Source organism: Micromonospora sp. ALFpr18c, from assembly GCF_008868155.1.
Taxonomy (GTDB): domain Bacteria; phylum Actinomycetota; class Actinomycetes; order Mycobacteriales; family Micromonosporaceae; genus Micromonospora.
This window is the reverse complement of record NZ_WBKR01000118.1, coordinates 1-19,933: the sequence shown is the minus strand read 5'-3', so window position 1 is coordinate 19,933 and position 19,933 is coordinate 1. Positions and strand designations below refer to the sequence as shown.

The window sequence follows — 19,933 nt, the reverse complement described above, 5'->3', positions numbered from 1 at the left end:
GGACACGGGGGGCGCGGAGCGGGGCGGGCTCGTACATGGAAGTAGTGGCCTCGGCCGTTTGCCGAGGCCACTACTTCGTGGATCGAGCGCGATCTTGGGGCAGCAGGCGGCGCGGCCGAGGCGGCACGGACTGGCGCAGCCGAGGGCCGCACGAGCGCGCGGCCCAGGCGGGGCGGACTGGCACAGCCGAGGGCCGCACGAGCGCACAGCCGACGGCGGCACGGAATGGCACGGCCGGAGGCCGCACGGGTGGGTGCCGGCTTGGGGTCAGCTGGCTTCGACGATCATGGCGGCGCCTACCGTGCGGTTGGTGGTCTCGTCGATGATGACGAAGCCGCCGGTGGTGCGGTTACGGCGGTACTCGTCGGCCAGCAGCGGCACCGTGGTCCGCAGCCGCACCCGGCCGATCTCGTTGAGCCGCAGTTCGTCCGCCGACTCGTCACGGTGCAGCGAGTTGATGTCCAGTCGGTAGTGCAGCCCGCGCACGATCGCCCGCGCCGACCGGGTGGTGTGCTTGATCGCGTACCGGCCGCCGACCCGAAGCGGGGCGGTCTCGTCCATCCAGCACACCATCGCCTCGATGTCCTGGGCCACCGCCGGAGCGTTGTTGGGACGGCAGATCAGGTCGCCCCGGGAGATGTCGATCTCGTCAGCCAGTCGTACCGTCACCGACATCGGCGGGAACGCCTCCGCGACCGGCCCGTCGGCGGTCTCCACCGCGGCGATCCGGCTGGTGAAGCCGGACGGCAGCACCATCACCTCGTCGCCCGGCTTGAGCACGCCGGAGGCGACCTGACCGGCGTAGCCGCGGTAGTCGGTGACCGTCGTGGACTGCGGTCGGATCACGTACTGCACCGGGAACCGGACGTCGACCAGGTTGCGGTCGCTGGCGATGTGCACCCGCTCCAGGTGGTGCAGCAGCGACGGGCCTTCGTACCAGGGCATGTTCTCCGAGCGGGCGACGATGTTGTCGCCGCGCAGCGCGGAGATCGGCACCACGGTCAGGTCCGGTACGTCGAGCTTCGCGGCGAACGCGGTGAACTCGTCGGCGATGCGCTCGTAGACCTCCTGCGACCAGTCGACCAGGTCCATCTTGTTGACGCACAGGACCAGGTGCGGCACCCGCAGCAGGGAGCACAGGAACGCGTGCCGGCGGGACTGCTCGACCAGGCCCTTGCGCGCGTCGACCAGGATCAACGCCAGGTCGGCGGTGGACGCCCCGGTGACCATGTTGCGGGTGTACTGGATGTGCCCGGGGGTGTCGGCGATGATGAACTTGCGCCGGGGCGTGGCGAAGTACCGGTACGCCACGTCGATGGTGATGCCCTGCTCGCGTTCGGCGCGCAGGCCGTCGGTGAGCAGCGCCAGGTTGGTGTACTCGTCGCCACGGGCCGCGCTGACCGCCTCGACCGCGGCCAACTGATCGGTGAAGAGCGACTTGGTGTCGTAGAGCAGCCGGCCGATCAGGGTCGACTTGCCGTCGTCCACGCTGCCGGCGGTCGCGAACCGCAGCAGGTCCATCGGCCGGGCCTCCGGCCCGGCCCCGGTGACAGCCCGGGCCTCCGCATTCGCGGATGCCACGATCTCGGTGCTCATCAGAAGTAGCCCTCCCGCTTGCGGTCCTCCATGGCGGCCTCACTGACCCGGTCGTCACCACGGGTGGCGCCACGCTCGGTGATCCGGGTGGCCGCCACCTCCTCGATGACCTTCTCCACGGTGTCCGCGTCGGAGCGGACCGCCGCGGTGCAGGAGGCGTCGCCGACGGTGCGGTAGCGCACCTGCGCCTTGAACCGCTCCTCACCCGCGCGGGGCCGGAAGAACTCGTTGACCGCGTAGACCATCCCGTCCCGCTCGATCACCTCGCGCTCGTGCGCGTAGTAGATCGACGGCAGCGGGATCCGTTCCCGGGCGATGTAGTGCCACACATCCAACTCGGTCCAGTTGGACAGCGGGAAGACCCGGATCGACTCGCCCGGGTGGTGCCGGCCGTTGTACAGCGACCACAACTCCGGCCGCTGGTTCTTCGGATCCCACTGGCCGAACTCGTCGCGGAAGCTGAACACCCGCTCCTTGGCGCGGGCCTTCTCCTCGTCGCGGCGGGCGCCGCCGAACAGCGCGTCGAAGCGGTGCTTCTCCACCGCGTCCAGCAGCACCGGCGTCTGGATCCGGTTGCGCATCCCGTCGCCGGACTCCCGGACCAGCCCGCTGGCCAGGGCCTCCGGCACGCTCGCCACCACGAGCTGCAGTCCCAGCTCGGCGACCCGCTGGTCGCGGTATTCGAGCACCTCGGGGAAGTTGTGCCCGGTGTCGACGTGCATGACCGGGAAAGGAATGTTGGCCGGGGCGAACGCCTTCTGCGCCAGCCGCAGCATGACGATCGAATCCTTACCGCCGGAGAAGAGCAGCACCGGGCGTTCCATCTCGGCGACCACCTCGCGCATCACGAAGATGCTCTCCGCCTCCAGGGCGTCCAGGTGGGAGACCCGGTAGGCCGCGGGGGTGGTCATGACACCGGCTCGATTCGCTCGCTCATCCGATTTCCAGACCTTTCCGGTCGGGCATGTCAAGAAAGTCCGCTCAGGCTACCCGGAATGTCTCTGCAGCGCTGCAAGCAACCGGGTGGCGAGATCCTTGCGACAGACCAGCAGGTCAGGCAGGCGCGGATCCGCCTCGTTGTATTTCAGCGCAGAACCATCGATCCGGGAAGCGTGCAGTCCGGTGGCCGTCGCCACAGCCACCGGCGCCGCCGAGTCCCACTCGTACTGCCCGCCGGCATGGATGTAGGCGTCCACCTCGCCGGTGATCACCGCGGCGATCTTCGCTCCGGCGGAACCCATCGGCACCAGCTTCGCCCCCACGTCCTCGGCGAGGTCGGTGAGGAACACCGGCGGCCGGCTCCGGCTCGCCGCCAAACGGATCACCCGGGTACCCGCCGTCGCCGCCTCCACCGTCATCGGCGGGTACGCCGGCGGGTAGTCGGTGCCCAGCACCCGATGCTGCGCCGGCAGCCCGACCGCCCCGGCGACCAGCCCCTGCGGGCTCGGCGCACTGCGCGCCCACAGCGCCACGTGCACGGCCCAGTCCGAGCGGCCCTCCTCGGCGAACTCCCGGGTGCCGTCCAACGGGTCGATGATCCACACCCGGTCCGCGGCCAGTCGGGACACCGCCTCGGTGTTGACCTCCGCCGCCCAGGCCAGCCGCGACCCCTCGTCCTCCTCGGAGAGCACGGCGTCGCCCGGCCGCCACTTCGCCAACTCCGTACGGATCAGGTCGTGCGACACCTTGTCCCCGGCCGACCTGAGCGCGCCGGCGTCGGTGAAACCCAACTCCGCGCGCAGATCGAGCAGCACCTGACCGGCCCGGGCCGCCAACCACCTGGCGAACGCGCCGTCGATCATCGGAGGACTGCCCATCTGCCCGCTCCCGTCACCTCGCCGCGCGCCGTGCCCGCACGCACGCTCCACCGCGGGGCACCTCGCCGGTCGCGGCCCGCCAAGAGGCGCAGACTACCGGCCCACTGCTACGGATCCGGTACGCCCCGCCCGTCTCAGGCGCCGTGGTAGAGGTTCTGGGTCGGCTCCACGCCCTTGACGATCACCGACTCCACCACGTCCGCGGCACGGTCCACCAGGAAATCCAGTTCCTTGCGCTCGGCGGCGCTGAAATCCGACAGCACATAATCCGCCGGGTCCTGCCGCCCCGGTGGCCGGCCGACGCCGAACCGCACCCGGACGTAGTCCTTCGTGCCCAACGACTTCGACATCGACCGCAGGCCGTTGTGCCCGCCCTCGCCACCGCCGCACTTGATCCGCACCTGGCCGAAGCCGATGTCCAACTCGTCGTGCACCGCGACCACCTGGGCCGCCGGCACCTTGTAGAACTGCGCCAGCGCCGCCACCGGCCCACCGGACAGGTTCATGTACGTCAGTGGCTTCGCCAGCACCAGCTTCGGTCCGCCGAATCCCAGCCGTCCCTCGGCCACCTCGGCGACCGCCCGCTTGTGCCGGCCGAACCGCGCGCCCACGCGCCCGGCCAGCAGGTCGGCCACCATGAACCCGACGTTGTGCCGATTACCGGCGTACTCCCGGCCCGGGTTGCCCAGGCCGACCACCAGCCACGGCCCCGCCTCGTCCGTCACGACCCGTCCCTTCCGACGTCCGTCCCACCGACTCCCGATACGCCGGCAGGCGCCCCCGAACACTCGGGGACGCCTGCCAGCAGAGTACGAACCGATCAGGCCTCGGTGCGCGCCTCGGTGGTCTCGTCGCCCTCGGCGGCCGGGGCGTCCGCGCCCTCGGAACCCTCGGTGCCCTCGCCGACCTCGGCCTCGGCCTCCTCGGTGGCCGACTCGACCTCGGGCAGCGTCGCCTCAAGCTGCTCGGCGGTCGGCGCGGCGGTCACCGAGGCGACCATCAGCTCCGAGTCGCCCACCAGCTCGACACCGGCCGGCAGCTGCACGTCGGCGGCGGTCACCTGGGAGCCCGCCTCCAGGCCCTCGATCGAGGCCTCGAGGTGGTCGGGCACCTTGGTGGCGTCGGCGGTCACCGAGAGGGTGTCGTGGTCGTGCACGATCAGGGTGTCCCGTGCGGCCTCGCCGGTCAGCTGAACCGGAACCTCGACGGTGACCTTCTCGCCACGCCGGACCAGGAGCAGGTCGACGTGCTCGAAGGTGTCCCGGATCGGGTCACGCTGGATCGCCTTCGGCAGCGCCAGCACCTGGGTGCCGTCGGTGATGTCGATCGCGAAGAGCTGGTTGGCGCCACCCTTGCGGATCGCCGCGGCGAACTCCCGCGACGGCAGCGCGATGTGCTTGGGCTTCTCGCCGTGGCCGTACAGCACGGCGGGCACCTTGCCGGCCCGGCGGGTACGACGGGCACCACCCTTGCCGAACTCGGTGCGGGGCTCGGCGCTGATCTTTACCTCGGACACGGGGAAACTCCTGATGCTTTCGCTGCGGCGGCTTGTCGTCTGGCGGTGCTGGGGCGAGGGGCTCGCTGGGGCTCATGCGTCATGAACGACTGCCCGGAGCACCGCGTCGATGACGGTGCCTCCGTGCGGCGCTCTTCAGCGGCCCGCCGGGCACCCTCGCCGTGGCAACCGCACCAGTCTACCCGAGCTGATTCCAAGGTTTCCGGCAGTCCCCGGTCACGGCTCCGGGCCGGCGCGCCGACGGCGTTCCCGCCAGCGCGCCAGCCCCCTTTTCGACCAGTTTGTCAGCCCGGCCCCCCGTCGGCGCGCCGACTGGCGGAAAAGGGGCCCAACCGCGCCCAGCTCAGTTCAGGCCCACGCTCAGCTCAGGCCCACGCTCAGCTCAGGCCGCCGAAGAGGGTGGTCACCGAGCCGTCGTCGAAGACCTCCCGGATCGCCCGCGCCAACAGCGGCGCGATCGACAGCACCGTCAGCTTGTCCAGCTGCTTCTCCGGGGGCAACGGCAGCGTGTTGGTCACCACGATCTCGCTGATCGAGCTGTTCTTCAGCCGCTCGGTCGCCGGGTCGGACAGCAGCGCGTGGGTGGACGCGACCACGATCTCCGCCGCGCCCGACTCCTTGAGGATGTCCGCAGCCTTGGCGATCGTGCCACCGGTGTCGATCATGTCGTCCACGATCAGACACACCCGGCCCTCCACCTCGCCGACGACCCGGTTCGCCACCACCTGGTTCGGCTTCATCGGGTCGCGGGTCTTGTGGATGAACGCCAGCGGGCAGCCGCCCAACCGGTCGGTCCACCGCTCGGCCACCCGCACCCGCCCCGAATCCGGTGCCACCACCGTCATCGGCCGGCCGGCGTACTTGTGCTCCACGTACTCCGCCAGGATGTCCATGGCGAAGAGGTGATCCACCGGGCCGTCGAAGAAGCCCTGGATCTGCGCGGTGTGCAGGTCGACGGTGAGGATCCGGTTCGCGCCGGCCGTCTTCAGCAGGTCCGCCACGAGCCGGGCCGAGATCGGCTCCCGACCGCGGTGCTTCTTGTCCTGCCGCGCGTACGGGTAGAACGGCAGCACCACGGTGATCCGCTTGGCGGACCCCCGCTTCAGCGCGTCCACCATGATCAGGGTCTCCATGACCCAGGTGTTCACCCCGTGCGTCACGGACTGCACCACGAAGGCGTCCGAACCACGCACCGAGTCCTTGAAGCGTACGAAGATCTCGCCGTTGGCGAACTCGTACGCGTCGGCCGGCGTCGGCGCCACGCCGAGCACCTCGCCGATCTCCTTGGCCAGCTCCGGAAAGCCCCGTCCGGAAAAGAGCATCAGGCTTTTGCGGTTTTCGGCGACGATGCTGCCCATGGGCCCGTCTGCTCCCGTTTGTCGGCGGTACCCGACCCGGTGGTGGTGGGTCGGGGACTAGTCGGTTGCAGTATCTCCCGCGCCGGACGCACCGCCCACCGTCTCGGCCTGCCCGTGCATTGCCTCACTGTCGCTTGCGGCGCCGGCCACCTCCGACGCACCCTTCGCGTCGCCGGCGCGCTGCGCGGCCTCGGCCGCCGCCGTACCGGCCCGCCGCTTCACCACCCAGCCCTCGATGTTGCGCTGGCGCGCCCGTGCGACACCCATCGCGCCCGCCGGCACGTCGTCCACGATCACCGAGCCGGCGGCCGTGTACGCGCCGTCGCCCACCTCGACCGGCGCCACGAACATGTTGTCCGCGCCCGTGCGGGCGTGGCTGCCGATCACCGTGCGGTGCTTGTTGACCCCGTCGTAGTTGACGAAGACCGAGGCCGCGCCGATGTTGGTCTGCTCACCGATCGTCGCGTCGCCGACGTACGTCAGGTGCGGCACCTTCGAGCCGGCACCGATCGCGGAGTTCTTCACCTCGACGAACGTGCCGACCTTCGCCTTGTCGGCGAGCCGCGCGGCTGGCCGCAGGTACGCGTACGGCCCGACGCTGGCGCCCTCGCCGATCTCGGCGCCGACGGCGTGGCTGCGAACCACCGACGCGCCGGGGCCGACGATCGTGTCGACAAGCGTGACGTCCGGCCCGATCAGCGCGCCCGCGCCGACCACCGTGCCGCCGCGCAGCTGGGTGTTCTGGTCCACCACCGCGTCGCGGTCCAGCGCGACCGTCACGTCGATCCAGGTGGTCGCCGGGTCGAGCAGGCTGACCCCGGTGCGCATCCACGCCTCGTTGACCCGGTCGCGCAGCAGACGCCGCAGCGATGCGAGCTCCACCCGGTCGTTGCACCCCAACGTCTCGACGTGATCGACGGCCACGTGCACCGCGACCGGCTCGCCGGCCGAGCGGAGCAGGCCGAAGACGTCGGTCAGGTATTCCTCGCCCTGGTCGTTGTCGGTGGAGAGCTTGCCGAGCGCGTCGCGCAGCCGCACCGCGTCGAACGCGTAGATGCCGGCGTTGATCTCCCGGAGCGCGCGCTGCGTGGCGTCGGCGTCGCGCTCCTCGACGATCTGCTCGAGCCGCCCGTCGGCGTCCCGGACGATCCGTCCGAGGCCGGTCGGGTCGGGCACCTCGGCGGCCAGCACGGTGGCCGCCGCGGCGGCCTCCTCGTGCGCGGTCACGAGCGCACCCACCGTCTCCGGGCGCAGCAGCGGCACGTCCCCGTTGATCACCACGACGGTGCCGGCGCCCTCCGGGACGGCCTCCAACGCGATCCGGACGGCGTGCCCGGTGCCGAGCTGCTCGGCCTGGAGGACGGGGGTCGCCTCCGGGGCGACCTCGCCCAGGTGGCTCCGGACCTGGTCGGCGCCGTGCCCCACCACCACGACGGTGCGGTCCGCGGCCAGCGGCGCGGCCGCGCTCAGCACGTGGCCGAGCAGCGTACGACCGAGCAGGGGGTGCAGCACCTTGGGCAGTGTCGACTTCATCCGCTTGCCCTCACCGGCGGCGAGCACGACGACGGTACGAAGGTGGGGCTGGGGCACGATGTGGCTCCCGTCGGGACGGCGGACACTCTCGCGGTCATGCTAACCGCGGGGCCCGGCACGGTTCCCTCTTACCCCCAGTGGACCCTAAAACGGACTTTAGGGAGCAAGCTCGGCCGCCAGGGTTCGAACCTGAAATACGGGTACCAAAGACCCGGGTGTTGCCAATTACACCACGGCCGATCAGCGACACGAGCGCGTCGCAGCAGGGGATGGGCATCCCGGGCTACACCTTAGCGCCCCGCCCGCCGGACGTCATCGCTCATTTCGCCATGCCGGGCGACCGCGCTCCCCGAGCGTCGATTCCGCCCACCTCCGGGGCACCGCCGGCAGCACCGCGACGCCGCCGTCGCGACGGTCTGCAAGCCTCCGGCCGACCCCGCATTTCAAGGCTCTGACCTGCTTGTTTTCCCGAACGGCCGTGGGTTTTCGGAACTTCCTCGTGCGATCTACGGTGCCGTAAGTTACGGTAACGTAGGCGTAGCTTCGTGATCGTTTCCGCCCCCCCTCTGCGAGGTGCCATGTCCACCACCCTGCTCGAACCCAACACCGCCGGCCCCGGCCCCAAACCACTCACCGACGGCAGTCAGTCCTCCGGGATCCTGGCCGCGCTGTGGGCCTTCGTGGTGATCCCCTTCGTCGCCCTTCTGGTCGCGGTGCCGTTGGCATGGGGTGGCTGGCTGGGTTGGACCGACGTGATCATCGGACTGGTCTGGTACGTGGTCTCCGGGCTCGGCATCACGGTGGGCTTCCACCGCTACTTCACCCACGGGTCGTTCAAGGCGAAGCGGTGGCTGCGCGTCACGTTGGCGGTCGCGGGTTCGCTCGCGGTGCAGGGCGAGATCATCCAGTGGGTGGCCGATCACCGTCGGCACCACGCGTTCTCCGACCTGGAGGGTGACCCGCACTCGCCGTGGCGCTTCGGCACCAGCTTCTGGGCGCTGACCCGGGGCCTCTTCCACGCCCACGTGGGCTGGCTGTTCCGTCGGGAGCTGTCCAACCGGGAGCGGTTCGCGCCGGACCTCATCGCCGACCGGGACATCAGCCGGGTGGACCGGCTCTTCCCCGCGCTGGTGGCCGTCTCGCTGCTCGGCCCGGCGCTGATCGGCGGTCTGGTGACCTGGTCGTGGCAGGGCGCGCTGACCGCGTTCTTCTGGGCCGGGCTGGTCCGGATCGGCCTGCTGCACCACGTCACCTGGGCCATCAACTCGGTCTGCCACGTCTACGGCGAGCGCCCCTTCGCGATGCGCCAGGGTGACCGCGCGTCGAACTTCTGGCCGCTGGCGATCCTGTCGTTCGGCGAGAGCTGGCACAACCTGCACCACGCCGACCCGACCAGCGCCCGGCACGGTGTGCTGCGCGGTCAGGTGGACATCTCGGCCCGGGTGATCTGGCTGTTCGAGAAGTTCGGTGCGGCGTCGCAGGTGCGCTGGCCGAAGCCGGAACGGCTCGCCGCAAAGCTCGTGAAGCCGGTCGCACCCCGGTAAAACCGGGCGGTGCACCGGGAGGCCGCCTGGCAGGATGGCCGGATGACCGAGCGACGCGGGGGGACCGGACGGCTCGGCGGACGGGGAGCCGGGCCCGATCCGGGTACGGTCGGACGGCGCGGCCGGGCGGTCGGACCGCTCGCCAGTGAGGCGACGACGTGAACGGGCACGACGGAGGCACCATTCCACGGCAGGGCGTCACCGAGCGCCAGCGAGGCGGCGGCATGCCCGAGGTCAGCGACGGTGCCGGCGGTCGGCGTACGCCCCCGGCCCCGGCACCCAAACCGAAGCCCACCTCGCGGGTCCGCATGTCGGCGGCCCAGCGGCGGGAGCAGTTGATCGCGATCGGCCGGCAGCTCTTCGCCGAGCGTGGTTTCGACGCCACCTCGATCGAGGAGGTGGCGGCCCGCGCCAAGGTCTCCAAGCCGGTGGTGTACGAGCACTTCGGCGGCAAGGAAGGGCTCTACGCGGTGGTGGTGGACCGGGAGGTCCGGGCTCTGCTGGACCGGATCACCACGGCGTTGACGGCCGGGCATCCTCGGGAGTTGCTGGAGCAGGCGGCTCTGGCCCTGCTGGGTTACATCGAGGAGGAGACCAGCGGGTTCCGGGTGCTGGTCCGCGAGTCGCCGCTGATGTCGGGCACGGCCAACTTCAGCAGCGTGATGAACGACGTGGCGCACCAGGTCGAGCACATCCTCGGCGCCGAGTTCAAGAGCCGCGGGTACGACCCGAAGCTCGCCGAGCTGTACTCGCAGGCGCTGGTGGGCATGGTCGCGCTGACCGGCCGCTGGTGGCTGGAGGTGCGCAAGCCGCGTAAGGAGACGGTCGCGGCGCACCTGGTCAACCTGGCCTGGAACGGGTTGTCGCACCTGGAGGCGAAGCCGACGTTGATCACCAGCCGTCGCCGCTGACCCCGGTCAGCGGCGGTGCACGTCGGCCACCGGGTGTTTGCGGTGCTCCAGTTCCGCCTCGGCGTGCTCCGGAGGACCCACCTTGTCGTAGAGACCGGTGCCGAGCAGGATCAGCCCGAACAGCATCGACACGATCACTGTCGACATCGAGAAGTTGAGCACGTTCGCGCCGGTCTGCAGCACCGACATCGTCAGGATGCTGGTCACCAGGAACACCACGCCGGCGGTGAGGTTCATGTAGTGGCCGAGGTTGGTGCGCCGGGACGCCCCGATGATCAGGACGATTCCGAAGACCACCGAGGCGAGTGAGAAGGCCAGGTTGGTGCGCAGCCCGAGCGCCCAGGTGCTGCTCCGGTCGAACAGCGGGTCACCGATCGTCTCGGCGACACCCCAGACGCCGAAGACGAGGATGTAGACGCCGATCAGACCGGAGAGGACCCGGTACAACGGCCGAGCCGGATGGTTGACCGGAAAGTGCGGCATACCAGACCCCATCCACCTGAGTTAGACCGATTCAGGAGGATTGTCGCCCAAAGAAGAGCCAACTGCCCGAAAAACCCCAAAGCTGGAATGGTCCGCCGAATGGCAGGACCAGGTCAGGTTTTCGCCGGAGCCCGAGCTGCGCAGGGATCAGGCCTGACCGCCCGGAGCAACTCGGGCTCCGGCGAAAACCACACCAGTGACCACGGGAAGGCTCAGAGAACCAGACGAGCCTTCTGGAACGCCTCCGCCTCATCCTCCGTGCCGACCTTGCCGTACATCCCGACCATGAGCAGCACCAGGGCGACCGTCATCATCACGATGACGGTGACGATGCTGACGTTGAGGATGTTGGCGTCGGTCCGGATGAAGGCGAGGCTGGCCAGGCTGATCACCATCAGGGCGTACGCCAGCCACTGGTTGATCGCCACGTCGATGTTGCGGCCGAGCGCGGTGCCGACCAGCACGATGAGCCCGAGCAGCACGCTGAGCAGCCCGAGGGCGAGGTTGGTGCCCTGGCCGAGGACCCGGGTGTCGTCCTGGGCGAGGATCTCGTTGCCGGTGCTCGTGATGATGCTGAGCACACCGAATGCCACCAGGTACAGACCGGTCAACCCGCCGATCGCCCGGTAGATCGGCCGCGCGGGGTGGTTGACGGGGGTGTGGGCCATGTCTGAGTCTCCAACGCCGTGGGGTGAGGTGTCGCCGACGATTGTCCCGCATGTGGCGGTGTGACGCCGCACACGGCCCCCGCGCCGGCGCGCCCGGCCCGGTCAGCTCTCCGGAAGCTCCTCGGCGAGGGTCATCCAGCTCTCCTCGATCCGCTCCCGCTCGGCCCGCAGATCCTTGAGCTGGGTGTCCAGTTCGGCGACCCGGGCGTAGTCGGTGGCGTCGGCCGCGAGCTGATCGAGCAGGGTGGCCTCGCGCTGGTCGAGCTTGCCGAGCTGGCGTTCCAGGCGGGTCAGTTCCTTGCGGGCCTGACGCACCTCGGCGGCCGACATGCCGGTCGCGGTGGGTTCGCCGGACGTGACGGTCGGCGCGGCACCGGCCCGAGAAGGGCCAGCCCGCTCGGCGGTCCGGGCAAGGTACTCGTCGACCCCGCCCGGCAGGTGCACGAGCCGGCCGTCGCCGAACATCCCGTACGCCGTGTCGGTGACCCGCTCGATCAGGTAGCGGTCGTGGCTGGCCACGATGATCGTGCCCGGCCACGAGTCGAGCAGGTCCTCCAGCGCGGCCAGGGTGTCGGTGTCCAGGTCGTTGGTGGGCTCGTCGAAGAGCAGCACGTTGGGTTCGCCGGCGAGCAGCCGCAGCATCTGCAACCGGCGACGTTCACCGCCGGAGAGGTCGCTGACCGGGGTCCAGAGGCGGCGGTCGTCGAAGCCGAAGACCTCGGCGAGCTGGGCGGCGGAGACCTCCCGGTCGCCGAGCTGCACCCGGCGGGCGACCTCCTCGACCGCTTCGAGCACCCGCAGGTGCCCGGGCAGCTCGGCGAGTTCCTGGGAGAGGAACGCCGGCCGCACCGTGGAGCCGGTGCCGAGGCGGCCACCGTCGGGGCGGGTGATGCCGGCGAGCATCCGCAACAGGGTGGTCTTGCCGGCCCCGTTGGCGCCGAGGATGGCGATCCGGTCACCCGGACCGACCAGCCACGTCACGTCGCGCAGGATCTCCTTCGGGCCGGCGTGCAGCTCGACGTTCTCCAGGTCGTACACCTGCTTGCCGAGCCGGGAGGTGGCCATCCGCTGCAACGACATGGTGTCGCGGGCCGGCGGCACGTCGGCGATCAGCGCGTTCGCGGCGTCGATGCGGAACTGGGGCTTGGAGGTGCGGGCGGGCGGGCCCCGCCGCAGCCAGGCGATCTCCTTGCGGAGCAGGTTCTGCCGGCGGGCCTCGGTGGCGGCGGCGACGCGCTCACGTTCGGCGCGGGCGAGGGTCCAGGCGGCGAAGCCACCCTCGTACGCGCGGACGGTCTGGTCGGCGACCTCCCAGGTGGTGGTGCAGACCGCGTCCAGGAACCACCGGTCGTGGGTGACGACGACCAGGGCGCCCCGGCGACCGACCAGGTGCCGGGCCAGCCAGTCGACACCACCGACGTCGAGGTGGTTGGTGGGCTCGTCGAGGATGAGCAGATCCGAGTCGCGGACGAGCAGTGCGGCGAGCGCCACCCGCCGGCGTTCGCCACCGGACATCGGGCCGACCGGCTGGTCGAGGCCGAGGTGCGGCATGCCGAGGCCGTCGAGGATGTTGCGCACGCCCGCGTCGCCGGCCCACTCGTGCTCGGCGCCCATGCCCTCGCCGAGCCAGGCGGTGCCGAGCACGACGTCCCGGACGGTGGCGTCGGGGGCGAGGGTGAGCTGCTGCGGCAGCCAGAGCACGCGCAGATCGCGGCGGTGGGTGACCCGACCGTCGTCGGGCTCCTCCTGCTTGGTGAGCAGGCGCAGCAGGGTGGACTTGCCGGCACCGTTGAGGCCGACCACACCGATCCGGTCGGCGTCGTCCAGGCCGAGCGAGACGTCCGTGAGCAGCCGCCCGGCGGCGCCGTACCCCTTGGACACCCGGTCCAGATTGACGATGTTGGCCACAGTCCACCCTTCAAGATCAAGGCGTCCGGGTGCCGGCGGGCACCTCGGGACGCCGACCCCAAGGGTACGCGGACCCGCCCCCCTCCCGCGATCTTGCAGTTACTGTCGCGCCGTAAGGGGCATTCCAGTCATCTCGGCGACCAAAAGTGCAAGATCGGCGGAGCAGGGGCGGGGACGCCGGGACGCCGGGACGCCGGGACGCCGGGGTTAGATGACGCGGGCGCCCGCTACTGGGCCGTGTGCGACCCGGGCCTGGCGGCACACGCCGGCGCTGCTCAGCTCGGCGGCGATCCGCTCGGCGTTGGCGGCGTCGGCGGCGAGGAAGACGCAGGTCGGGCCGGAGCCGGACACGATGCCGGTGAGCGCGCCCGCCGCCTCGCCGGCCTTGAGGGTGTCGGCAAGCGCCGGGCGCATGGCCAGCGCGGCGTCCTGAAGATCGTTGCCGAGCGTCCGGGCGAGGACCCGGGGGTCACGCTGACGCAGCGCGCCCAGCAGCGCGTCGGTGCTGCCCAGCGGGTCACCGGCGGCGCCGGAGTCGCGCAGCCGGTCCAACTCGCGGTACGCGGCCGGGGTGGACAGGCCCCCGTCGGCGATGGCCACCACCCAGTGCCAGGAGGTGGGGCGGACCAGCACGGGGCTGACCGCCTCGCCCCGGCCGGTGCCCAGCGCGGTGCCCCCGTAGATCAGGAACGGCACGTCGGAGCCGAGGTCGGCGGCGATCCCCGCCAGCTCGTCACGGGACAGGCCGGTGCCCCACAGCGCGTCGCAGGCCACCAGCGCGGCGGCCGCGTCGGCGCTGCCGCCGGCCAGCCCTCCGGCGAGGGGGATCTGCTTGCGCAGGTGCAGACGGGCGTGCGGCAGGACCCCGGCGTACCCGGCGAGGGCGTGCGCGGCGCGGATCACCAGGTTGGAGTCGTCCAGGGCCAGCTCGCCGGTGCCCTCCCCCTCCATGGTCAACGCCAGCGTGTCGCCCCGCCGGGCGGTCAGCTCGTCGTAGATGGAGATGGCGTGGTAGACGGTGTTCAGCTCGTGGTAGCCGTCACGGCGCAGCGGACCCACCCCGAGGTGCAGGTTGACCTTCGCGGGCACCCGCACCTTCACCGGGCCGACGGCCCCACGTCGCTCGTCCTCGTCGTCCGGTCGCCAGGCCTCGGTCACGGGGTGATGTCCCGCCCGCGCAGGCGGATGTCGAACGGCTTGGCCACGATCAGCTCCTCGGCGTCCTCGGCAGGCACGGCGTCAGCCTACTTCGCGGCCGGCGTACCGACCGGAGCCGACGCGGCGATGGCGGCGAACTGGTCGACGGTCAGTGACTCCCCCCGGGCGCCGGGGTCGACGCCGGCCGCGATGAGCGCGGCGGCGGCCCGGTCGGCGCCGCCGGCCCAGCCAGCCAGCGCCGCGCGCAGGGTCTTGCGACGCTGCGCGAACGCCGCGTCCACCACGGCGAAGACCCGCTCCCGGGGTACGTCGGCGCGGGGCCGTTCGTGACAGGTGAAGGCGACCAGGCCGGAGTCGACGTTGGGCACCGGCCAGAACACGTTCGGCGGCACCCGGCCGGCGCCGCGGGCCGTCGCGTACCAGGCGAGCTTGACCGACGGGATGCCGTACACCTTGGAGCCGGGACCGGCGACCAGCCGGTCGGCGACCTCCTTCTGCACCATCACCAACCCGTGCCGCAGGCTGGGCAGCTCGGCGAGCAGGTGCAGCACCACCGGAACGGCGACGTTGTAGGGCAGGTTCGCGACCAGCGCGGTCGGTGCGGGGTCGGCCAGCTCGGCGGCGTCGACGCGCAGCGCGTCGGCCTGGTGCACGGTGAGCCGGCCGGCGTCCGCGCCGGCGTGCCGGGCGACGGTCTCCGGCAGTGCCCCGGCGAGCACCGGGTCGATCTCCACGGCGTGTACGTGCCCGGCGACCGGCAGCAGCCCCAGGGTCAGCGAGCCGAGGCCCGGGCCGACCTCCAGGACCACGTCGTCGGGGGTCAGGCCGGCGGCGGTGACGATCCGGCGCACCGTGTTCGGGTCGTGCACGAAGTTCTGGCCCAGCTTCTTGGTGGGCGCGACGCCCAGCCGGGCGGCGAGTTCCCGGATCTCCGCCGGGCCGAGGAGGCTCACCACGGGCCGAAGGCCCGGTCGCCGGTGGCGGAGATGGCCGCGCACAGCTCGTCCAGGTCGGCGCCGGTGGTCGCGGCGAGCGCGCGGACCGTGATCGGGATCAGGTACGAGGCGTTCGGCCGGCCACGGTGCGGGGTCGGGGTGAGATACGGGGCGTCGGTCTCCACCAGGATCTGGTCCAGCGGGGTGAGCGCGGCGGCCTCGCGCAGCGCGGTGGCGCTGCCGAAGGTGACGGTGCCGGCGAAGCTGAGCAGGTAGCCCCGGCGCACGCACTCGCGGGCGAACTCGGCGTCACCGGAGAAGCAGTGCAGCACCACCGTCTCCGGGGCACCCTCGTCGTCGAGGATCCGCAGCACGTCCGCGTGCGCGTCCCGGTCGTGGATGACCAGCGCCTTGTCGTACCGCTTGGCGATGGCGATGTGCGCCCGGAAGCTGGCCTCCTGCGCGGCGCGGCCCTCGTCGCCGGTACGAAAGAAGTCCATCCCGGTCTCGCCGATCCCCCGCACCCGGTCGCGGGCGGCCAGCGACTCGATCTCCCGCAGCGCCTCGTCGAGGTCGGCCAGCCGGGGCGCCTCGTTGGGATGCAGCGCCACGGTGGCCAGCACCGCGGGGTACGCGTCGGCGCTGTCCGCGCCCCACCGGGAGGAGGCGACGTCCACGCCCACCTGGACCAGCCGGTCCACGCCGACCTTCGCGGCCACCGCGACCGCCGCGGCGACCGGGTCGTCGGCCGGCCCGCCGCCGGGCACGCCGGCCTCGCTGACCGTGATGTCCAGGTGGGTATGGCTGTCCAGCACCGGCCGGGGCAGCGGCTCGGGGGCGGGCGGGAACTCTCCGGCCCGCCGGGCGGCACGCTCGCGGCGGGTTTCAGTCGGCTCGCTCATCAGCGACAGCATCACACACCGGGGCTGTCCACCCGCCCGCCACCCGGCGTTCACCTCGACTACGCCGCGCGACTCTACCGTCGCCCGGTGAGCGAGCGCAGCGAGCGAACCATGAGGCACAGGAGCGAGGCGGCGGCGTGAGCGTCACCCCTCAGGCCAGCGGTGCCGCCAGCGAGCGCACCGGGCTGCGCGTGGCGTTCGGCGGCGGCGTGTACCCGGCCGAGGAGGTCGCCCGGGGCGCCGCGTACGAACTGTTCAGCGCCGACGAGGTGCCCGGCTTCGAGTGGGCCCCCCGACCGGGCAGTGCCCTGCCGTGGCGCCGATTCGTGCACGTCACCGAGGTGACCGCGGTCCACGGGGCGACGCAACCGGCCGAGGAGCCGGAGACTCCGCTGATGATGCCCGCCCACCGGGAGCGGGGTTGGGCGCAGCTGCACCAGCTCAGCCAGCAGCCGGCCGCCGCGGGGGATCCCCTGCTGGTCGCGGCACGCGCGTCGGCGGTCGTCCGGCGGGGCACCCGGATGGTGAAGGTGCTCTCCGCCCGCCAGCTCGCCGGGTACGTGCGGGGCTGGCTGCCGCACGGCTTCTGCTACCGGGAACACGACGTGGCGCACCTGCGTACGCAGACTGCGACCACGGTGCTGCGCACCGACGGCGACGTCGGCCGGGACGGCTCCGACGTGGCGTACGCGCTGCGCTGGCGGGCCGCCGACCCGGGCGACTACGACGTGCCTGCCGGCGAGGCGCACCGGGGACTGACCGCGTTGGCGTCCCGGGACCGGCTGGGCCCACCGGTGCTGGGCACGGGTTTCGTGCCGAGCAACGGCCAGCTCATCCCGGAGTTCATCACCCGGGACTTCGCGGACCTGCCGATGCCGGCGAACGCCGCCCTGCTCGCCTACCCGGCGGAGGGGGTGGAGGTGGTGCTCTACACCTACCAGGCCGAGCAGCGCGGTTGGCTGCGCATGGTCGGCCCGCAGTGGCGGCACCTGCTCGCCGCGGTGCCGGGTCTCTCCTCGGACCAGGAGTACGTGCCGACCGGGGACGCGCTGCGCTCCACGCAACTGGTCGGCTTGCACGGTGACACCGAGTACGAGGCGGTCGCGGACCTGCCCGGCGGGTTCCGGGTGCTGGCGATGACCCGGGCGGCGCGCTACCCGGTGGACGCGGTGGCCCGCCGGCTCCGGTTCGCCCAATGGCGGGGTGTGCCCTGCCTGGTGCTGCGCGAGGAGGCCGGTTGGCTGCGGCTGCGGCTGCGCTTCCCGGACCCGGACGCGGTGGTCACCACCGGCGCGCAGTGCCACGACCGCGGCGTCTACGAGACCTGGGCACCGGGCGCCGAGGTGACCGACGACCAGGTGATGGACACCCGGTACGCGATGTGACGCCGCGCGGCGGTGAGGCGTCCTCCCGCCGCGCGGCCTCGTCGGCTCAGCCGGCCAGTCGGGCCAGCTCCTCGTCGACGATCGACGGGTCGAGCTTGCGGAACACCGGCTTCGGCGCGGCCAGCGGCCGACCCGCCTCCAGCGGCACCGACTCCCAGCGCGCGCCGACCGTGTAGTCACCGGTCAGCACCGGGTACCCCGGCCCGCCGTCCAGGTCGTCGACCTGCTCGATGACCGGCATCGGCGCGTGCACACCGGTGCCGCCGAGCAGCTCGTGCACCTGCTGGGCGGAGTGCGGCAGGAACGGGGTGAGCAGCGTGTTGGCGTCGCTGACCACCTGGAGGGCGACGTGCAGGATGGTGCCCATCCGGGGCTTGTCGGCCTCGTCCTTGAGCTTCCACGGCGCCTGTTCGGACAGGTACTTGTTGGCCTCGGCGACCACCCTCATCGCCTCGCCGATCGCCTGCTTCTGCCGGTGCCGGCCGATCAGGTCACCGACGGTGGTGAAGCCGGCCCGGGCCACGGCGAGCAGCGCCTCGTCGGCCTCGGTGAGCCCGGCCGGGTCGACCGGCGGGATCGCGCCGAAGTTCTTCGCCGTCAGCGAGATGGACCGGTTGACCAGGTTGCCCCAGCCGGCGACCAGCTCGTCGTTGTTGCGCCGGAGGAACTCGGCCCAGGTGAAATCGGTGTCGTTGCTCTCCGGACCGGCGGCGGCGATGAAGTAGCGCAGCGCGTCGGCGTCGTAGCGCTCCAGGAAGTCCCGGACGTAGATGACCACCTTGCGGGACGAGGAGAACTTGCGCCCCTCCATGGTCAGGTATTCGCTGGAGACGACCTCGGTGGGCAGGTTGAGCCGGCCCAGCTCGCCCGGCTCGCCGTCGCGGGAGCCCTCGCCGGAGTATCCGGACAGCAGCGCCGGCCAGATCACCGAGTGGAAGACGATGTTGTCCTTACCCATGAAGTAGTAGGACCGGGCGTCCTTGCCCTGCCCGTCGGCGGACCACCACCTGCGCCACGCCTCGGGGTCGCCGGAGCGCCGGGCCCACTCGATCGACGCGGACAGGTAGCCGATCACCGCGTCGAACCACACGTAGATCCGCTTGTCCGGCCGGTCCCGCCAGCCGTCCAGCGGGATCGGGACGCCCCACTCCAGGTCCCGGGTGATCGCCCGGGGCTGGAGGTCGTCGAGCAGGTTGCGGGAGAACCGCAGCACGTTGGGCCGCCACCCGTCCCGGGTGTCCAGCCACTGCCGCAGCACCTCGGCCAGGGCGGGCAGGTCCAGGAAGAAGTGCTCGGTCTCGACGAACTTCGGGGTCTCCCCGTTGATCCGCGACTTCGGGTCGATCAGGTCGATCGGGTCGAGCTGGTTGCCGCAGTTGTCGCACTGGTCGCCGCGCGCGCTGTCGTACCCGCAGATCGGGCAGGTGCCCTCGATGTACCGGTCGGGCAGGGTGCGCCCGGTGGACGGGGAGATCGCGCCCATGGTGGTCTTCGGCACGATGTAGCCGTTGCGGTACATCCCCTCGAACAGCTCCTGCACCACCGCGTAGTGGTTGCGGGTGGTGGTGCGGGTGAACAGGTCGTAGGAGAGGCCGAGACCGTGCAGGTCCTCCACGATCACCCTGTTGTACCGGTCGGCCAGCTCGCGCGGGGTGACCCCGTCGGCGTCGGCCTGCACCTGGATGGGGGTGCCGTGCTCGTCGGTGCCGGAGACCATGAGCACGTCGTGGCCGGCCATCCGCATGTACCGGGCGAAGACGTCGGAGGGAACGCCGAAACCGGAGACGTGGCCGATGTGGCGGGGGCCGTTGGCGTACGGCCAGGCCACTGCCGCGAGAACGTGACTCATGAGCAGCAAGCCTAGTGACCCGTCCGGGGCGCCCGCGAACCAATAGGGGGTGCCGGGCCGGCGGACCGGATCGGCGACCTCGACCAATGGTCCGATTTGTCGCCGACACGCGGCCGAGCTGCCCGTTCCGCCTCCCCGACCGGTGTGCAATGAACGTCGTGACTGGCAGACGAGCGGCCCGGGACCACGACGACCGGCACACCGGGCCGGCGGTGGACGACGACGCCGGCTCCGGGGCCGGTGGATCCCGGAGCGCCGGGGTCGCGCCCCAGCCCCGGGTGGTGCCCGGCATCGACCCGGGCAGCAACGCGCGCCCGAGCCCGGCCCGCACCGGGGAACAGCGACCCACACCAGCGGGGCGGGCTCGGGC

General features: G+C 71.7%; 17 protein-coding genes, 1 tRNA gene and 1 pseudogene. 4 read left to right on the top strand and 15 right to left on the bottom strand.

Annotation, left to right across the window (positions count from 1 at the left end; all coding sequences use genetic code 11):
* Window positions 1-267: 267 nt before the first annotated feature.
* The 8 genes from F8271_RS20285 to F8271_RS20250 all read right to left on the bottom strand — a co-directional run bounded on the left by F8271_RS20285 (window position 268) and on the right by F8271_RS20250 (window position 8,060).
* Window positions 268-1,521, bottom strand: coding sequence for a sulfate adenylyltransferase subunit 1 (locus F8271_RS20285; RefSeq protein ID WP_192580374.1), 1,254 nt, complete (start codon window positions 1,519-1,521; stop codon window positions 268-270).
* A 74-nt stretch (window positions 1,522-1,595) separates the two neighbouring features.
* Window positions 1,596-2,507, bottom strand: coding sequence for a sulfate adenylyltransferase subunit CysD (gene cysD / locus F8271_RS20280; protein WP_151491411.1), 912 nt, complete (start codon window positions 2,505-2,507; stop codon window positions 1,596-1,598).
* Between the two features lie 75 nt (window positions 2,508-2,582).
* Entirely contained in the window at window positions 2,583-3,413 is an 831-nt protein-coding gene (locus F8271_RS20275; RefSeq protein ID WP_151491410.1) for an inositol monophosphatase family protein, read from the bottom strand.
* A 134-nt stretch (window positions 3,414-3,547) separates the two neighbouring features.
* Window positions 3,548-4,138 carry an aminoacyl-tRNA hydrolase gene (pth, locus tag F8271_RS20270; RefSeq protein WP_151491409.1) on the bottom strand — a complete coding sequence of 197 codons (591 nt, stop codon included), beginning with the start codon at window positions 4,136-4,138 and terminating at the stop codon, window positions 3,548-3,550.
* A gap of 95 nt (window positions 4,139-4,233) precedes the next feature.
* Window positions 4,234-4,929, bottom strand: coding sequence for a 50S ribosomal protein L25/general stress protein Ctc (locus F8271_RS20265; RefSeq protein ID WP_151491408.1), 696 nt, complete (start codon window positions 4,927-4,929; stop codon window positions 4,234-4,236).
* A gap of 377 nt (window positions 4,930-5,306) precedes the next feature.
* On the bottom strand, window positions 5,307-6,287 hold the full coding sequence (locus F8271_RS20260) for a ribose-phosphate diphosphokinase (protein ID WP_030329105.1): 981 nt from the start codon (window positions 6,285-6,287) through the stop codon (window positions 5,307-5,309).
* A 57-nt stretch (window positions 6,288-6,344) separates the two neighbouring features.
* On the bottom strand, window positions 6,345-7,880 hold the full coding sequence (gene glmU, locus F8271_RS20255) for a bifunctional UDP-N-acetylglucosamine diphosphorylase/glucosamine-1-phosphate N-acetyltransferase GlmU (protein WP_151491407.1): 1,536 nt from the start codon (window positions 7,878-7,880) through the stop codon (window positions 6,345-6,347).
* A gap of 108 nt (window positions 7,881-7,988) precedes the next feature.
* Window positions 7,989-8,060: transfer RNA gene (locus tag F8271_RS20250), tRNA-Gln, on the bottom strand.
* A 338-nt stretch (window positions 8,061-8,398) separates the two neighbouring features.
* Between F8271_RS20250 and F8271_RS20245 the strand changes: the two genes are divergently transcribed.
* Window positions 8,399-9,364 (top strand): acyl-CoA desaturase, encoded by a 966-nt coding sequence (locus F8271_RS20245; protein WP_151491406.1) that lies wholly within the window; start codon window positions 8,399-8,401, stop codon window positions 9,362-9,364.
* 224 nt (window positions 9,365-9,588) lie between these two features.
* Window positions 9,589-10,275, top strand: coding sequence for a TetR/AcrR family transcriptional regulator (locus F8271_RS20240; protein ID WP_151491413.1), 687 nt, complete (start codon window positions 9,589-9,591; stop codon window positions 10,273-10,275).
* 6 nt (window positions 10,276-10,281) lie between these two features.
* On the opposite strand, the gene F8271_RS20235 is transcribed toward F8271_RS20240, so the two are convergent.
* The 6 genes from F8271_RS20235 to F8271_RS20205 form a co-directional block, all read right to left on the bottom strand.
* Complete coding sequence (locus F8271_RS20235; RefSeq protein ID WP_151491405.1) at window positions 10,282-10,758, bottom strand: DUF4383 domain-containing protein; 477 nt, start codon at window positions 10,756-10,758, stop codon at window positions 10,282-10,284.
* Between the two features lie 212 nt (window positions 10,759-10,970).
* Window positions 10,971-11,426: a DUF4383 domain-containing protein gene (locus F8271_RS20230; protein WP_151491404.1), complete on the bottom strand. Its 456-nt coding sequence runs from the start codon at window positions 11,424-11,426 to the stop codon at window positions 10,971-10,973.
* 102 nt (window positions 11,427-11,528) lie between these two features.
* Window positions 11,529-13,334, bottom strand: coding sequence for an ABC-F family ATP-binding cassette domain-containing protein (locus tag F8271_RS20225; RefSeq protein ID WP_151491403.1), 1,806 nt, complete (start codon window positions 13,332-13,334; stop codon window positions 11,529-11,531).
* A 207-nt stretch (window positions 13,335-13,541) separates the two neighbouring features.
* Window positions 13,542-14,492, bottom strand: a complete 951-nt coding sequence (locus F8271_RS20220; protein ID WP_151491402.1) for a 4-(cytidine 5'-diphospho)-2-C-methyl-D-erythritol kinase — start codon at window positions 14,490-14,492, stop codon at window positions 13,542-13,544.
* Between the two features lie 86 nt (window positions 14,493-14,578).
* Window positions 14,579-15,448: a 16S rRNA (adenine(1518)-N(6)/adenine(1519)-N(6))-dimethyltransferase RsmA gene (gene rsmA / locus F8271_RS20210; protein WP_151491401.1), complete on the bottom strand. Its 870-nt coding sequence runs from the start codon at window positions 15,446-15,448 to the stop codon at window positions 14,579-14,581.
* The gene (locus tag F8271_RS20205; RefSeq protein WP_151491400.1) at window positions 15,442-16,341 is read right to left on the bottom strand and encodes a TatD family hydrolase; all 900 of its coding nucleotides are present in this window, start codon (window positions 16,339-16,341) and stop codon (window positions 15,442-15,444) included. The genes rsmA and F8271_RS20205 overlap by 7 nt, the downstream gene beginning before the upstream one ends.
* Before the next feature lie 125 nt (window positions 16,342-16,466).
* On the opposite strand from F8271_RS20205, the gene F8271_RS20200 reads away from it, so the two are divergent.
* Complete coding sequence (locus F8271_RS20200; protein ID WP_151491399.1) at window positions 16,467-17,714, top strand: hypothetical protein; 1,248 nt, start codon at window positions 16,467-16,469, stop codon at window positions 17,712-17,714.
* 46 nt (window positions 17,715-17,760) lie between these two features.
* On the opposite strand, the gene metG is transcribed toward F8271_RS20200, so the two are convergent.
* Window positions 17,761-19,563 carry a methionine--tRNA ligase gene (gene metG, locus F8271_RS20195; protein ID WP_151491398.1) on the bottom strand — a complete coding sequence of 601 codons (1,803 nt, stop codon included), beginning with the start codon at window positions 19,561-19,563 and terminating at the stop codon, window positions 17,761-17,763.
* Between the two features lie 158 nt (window positions 19,564-19,721).
* Between metG and F8271_RS20190 the strand changes: the two are divergent.
* Window positions 19,722-19,933: pseudogene (locus F8271_RS20190) on the top strand (hypothetical protein); the annotation flags it as partial.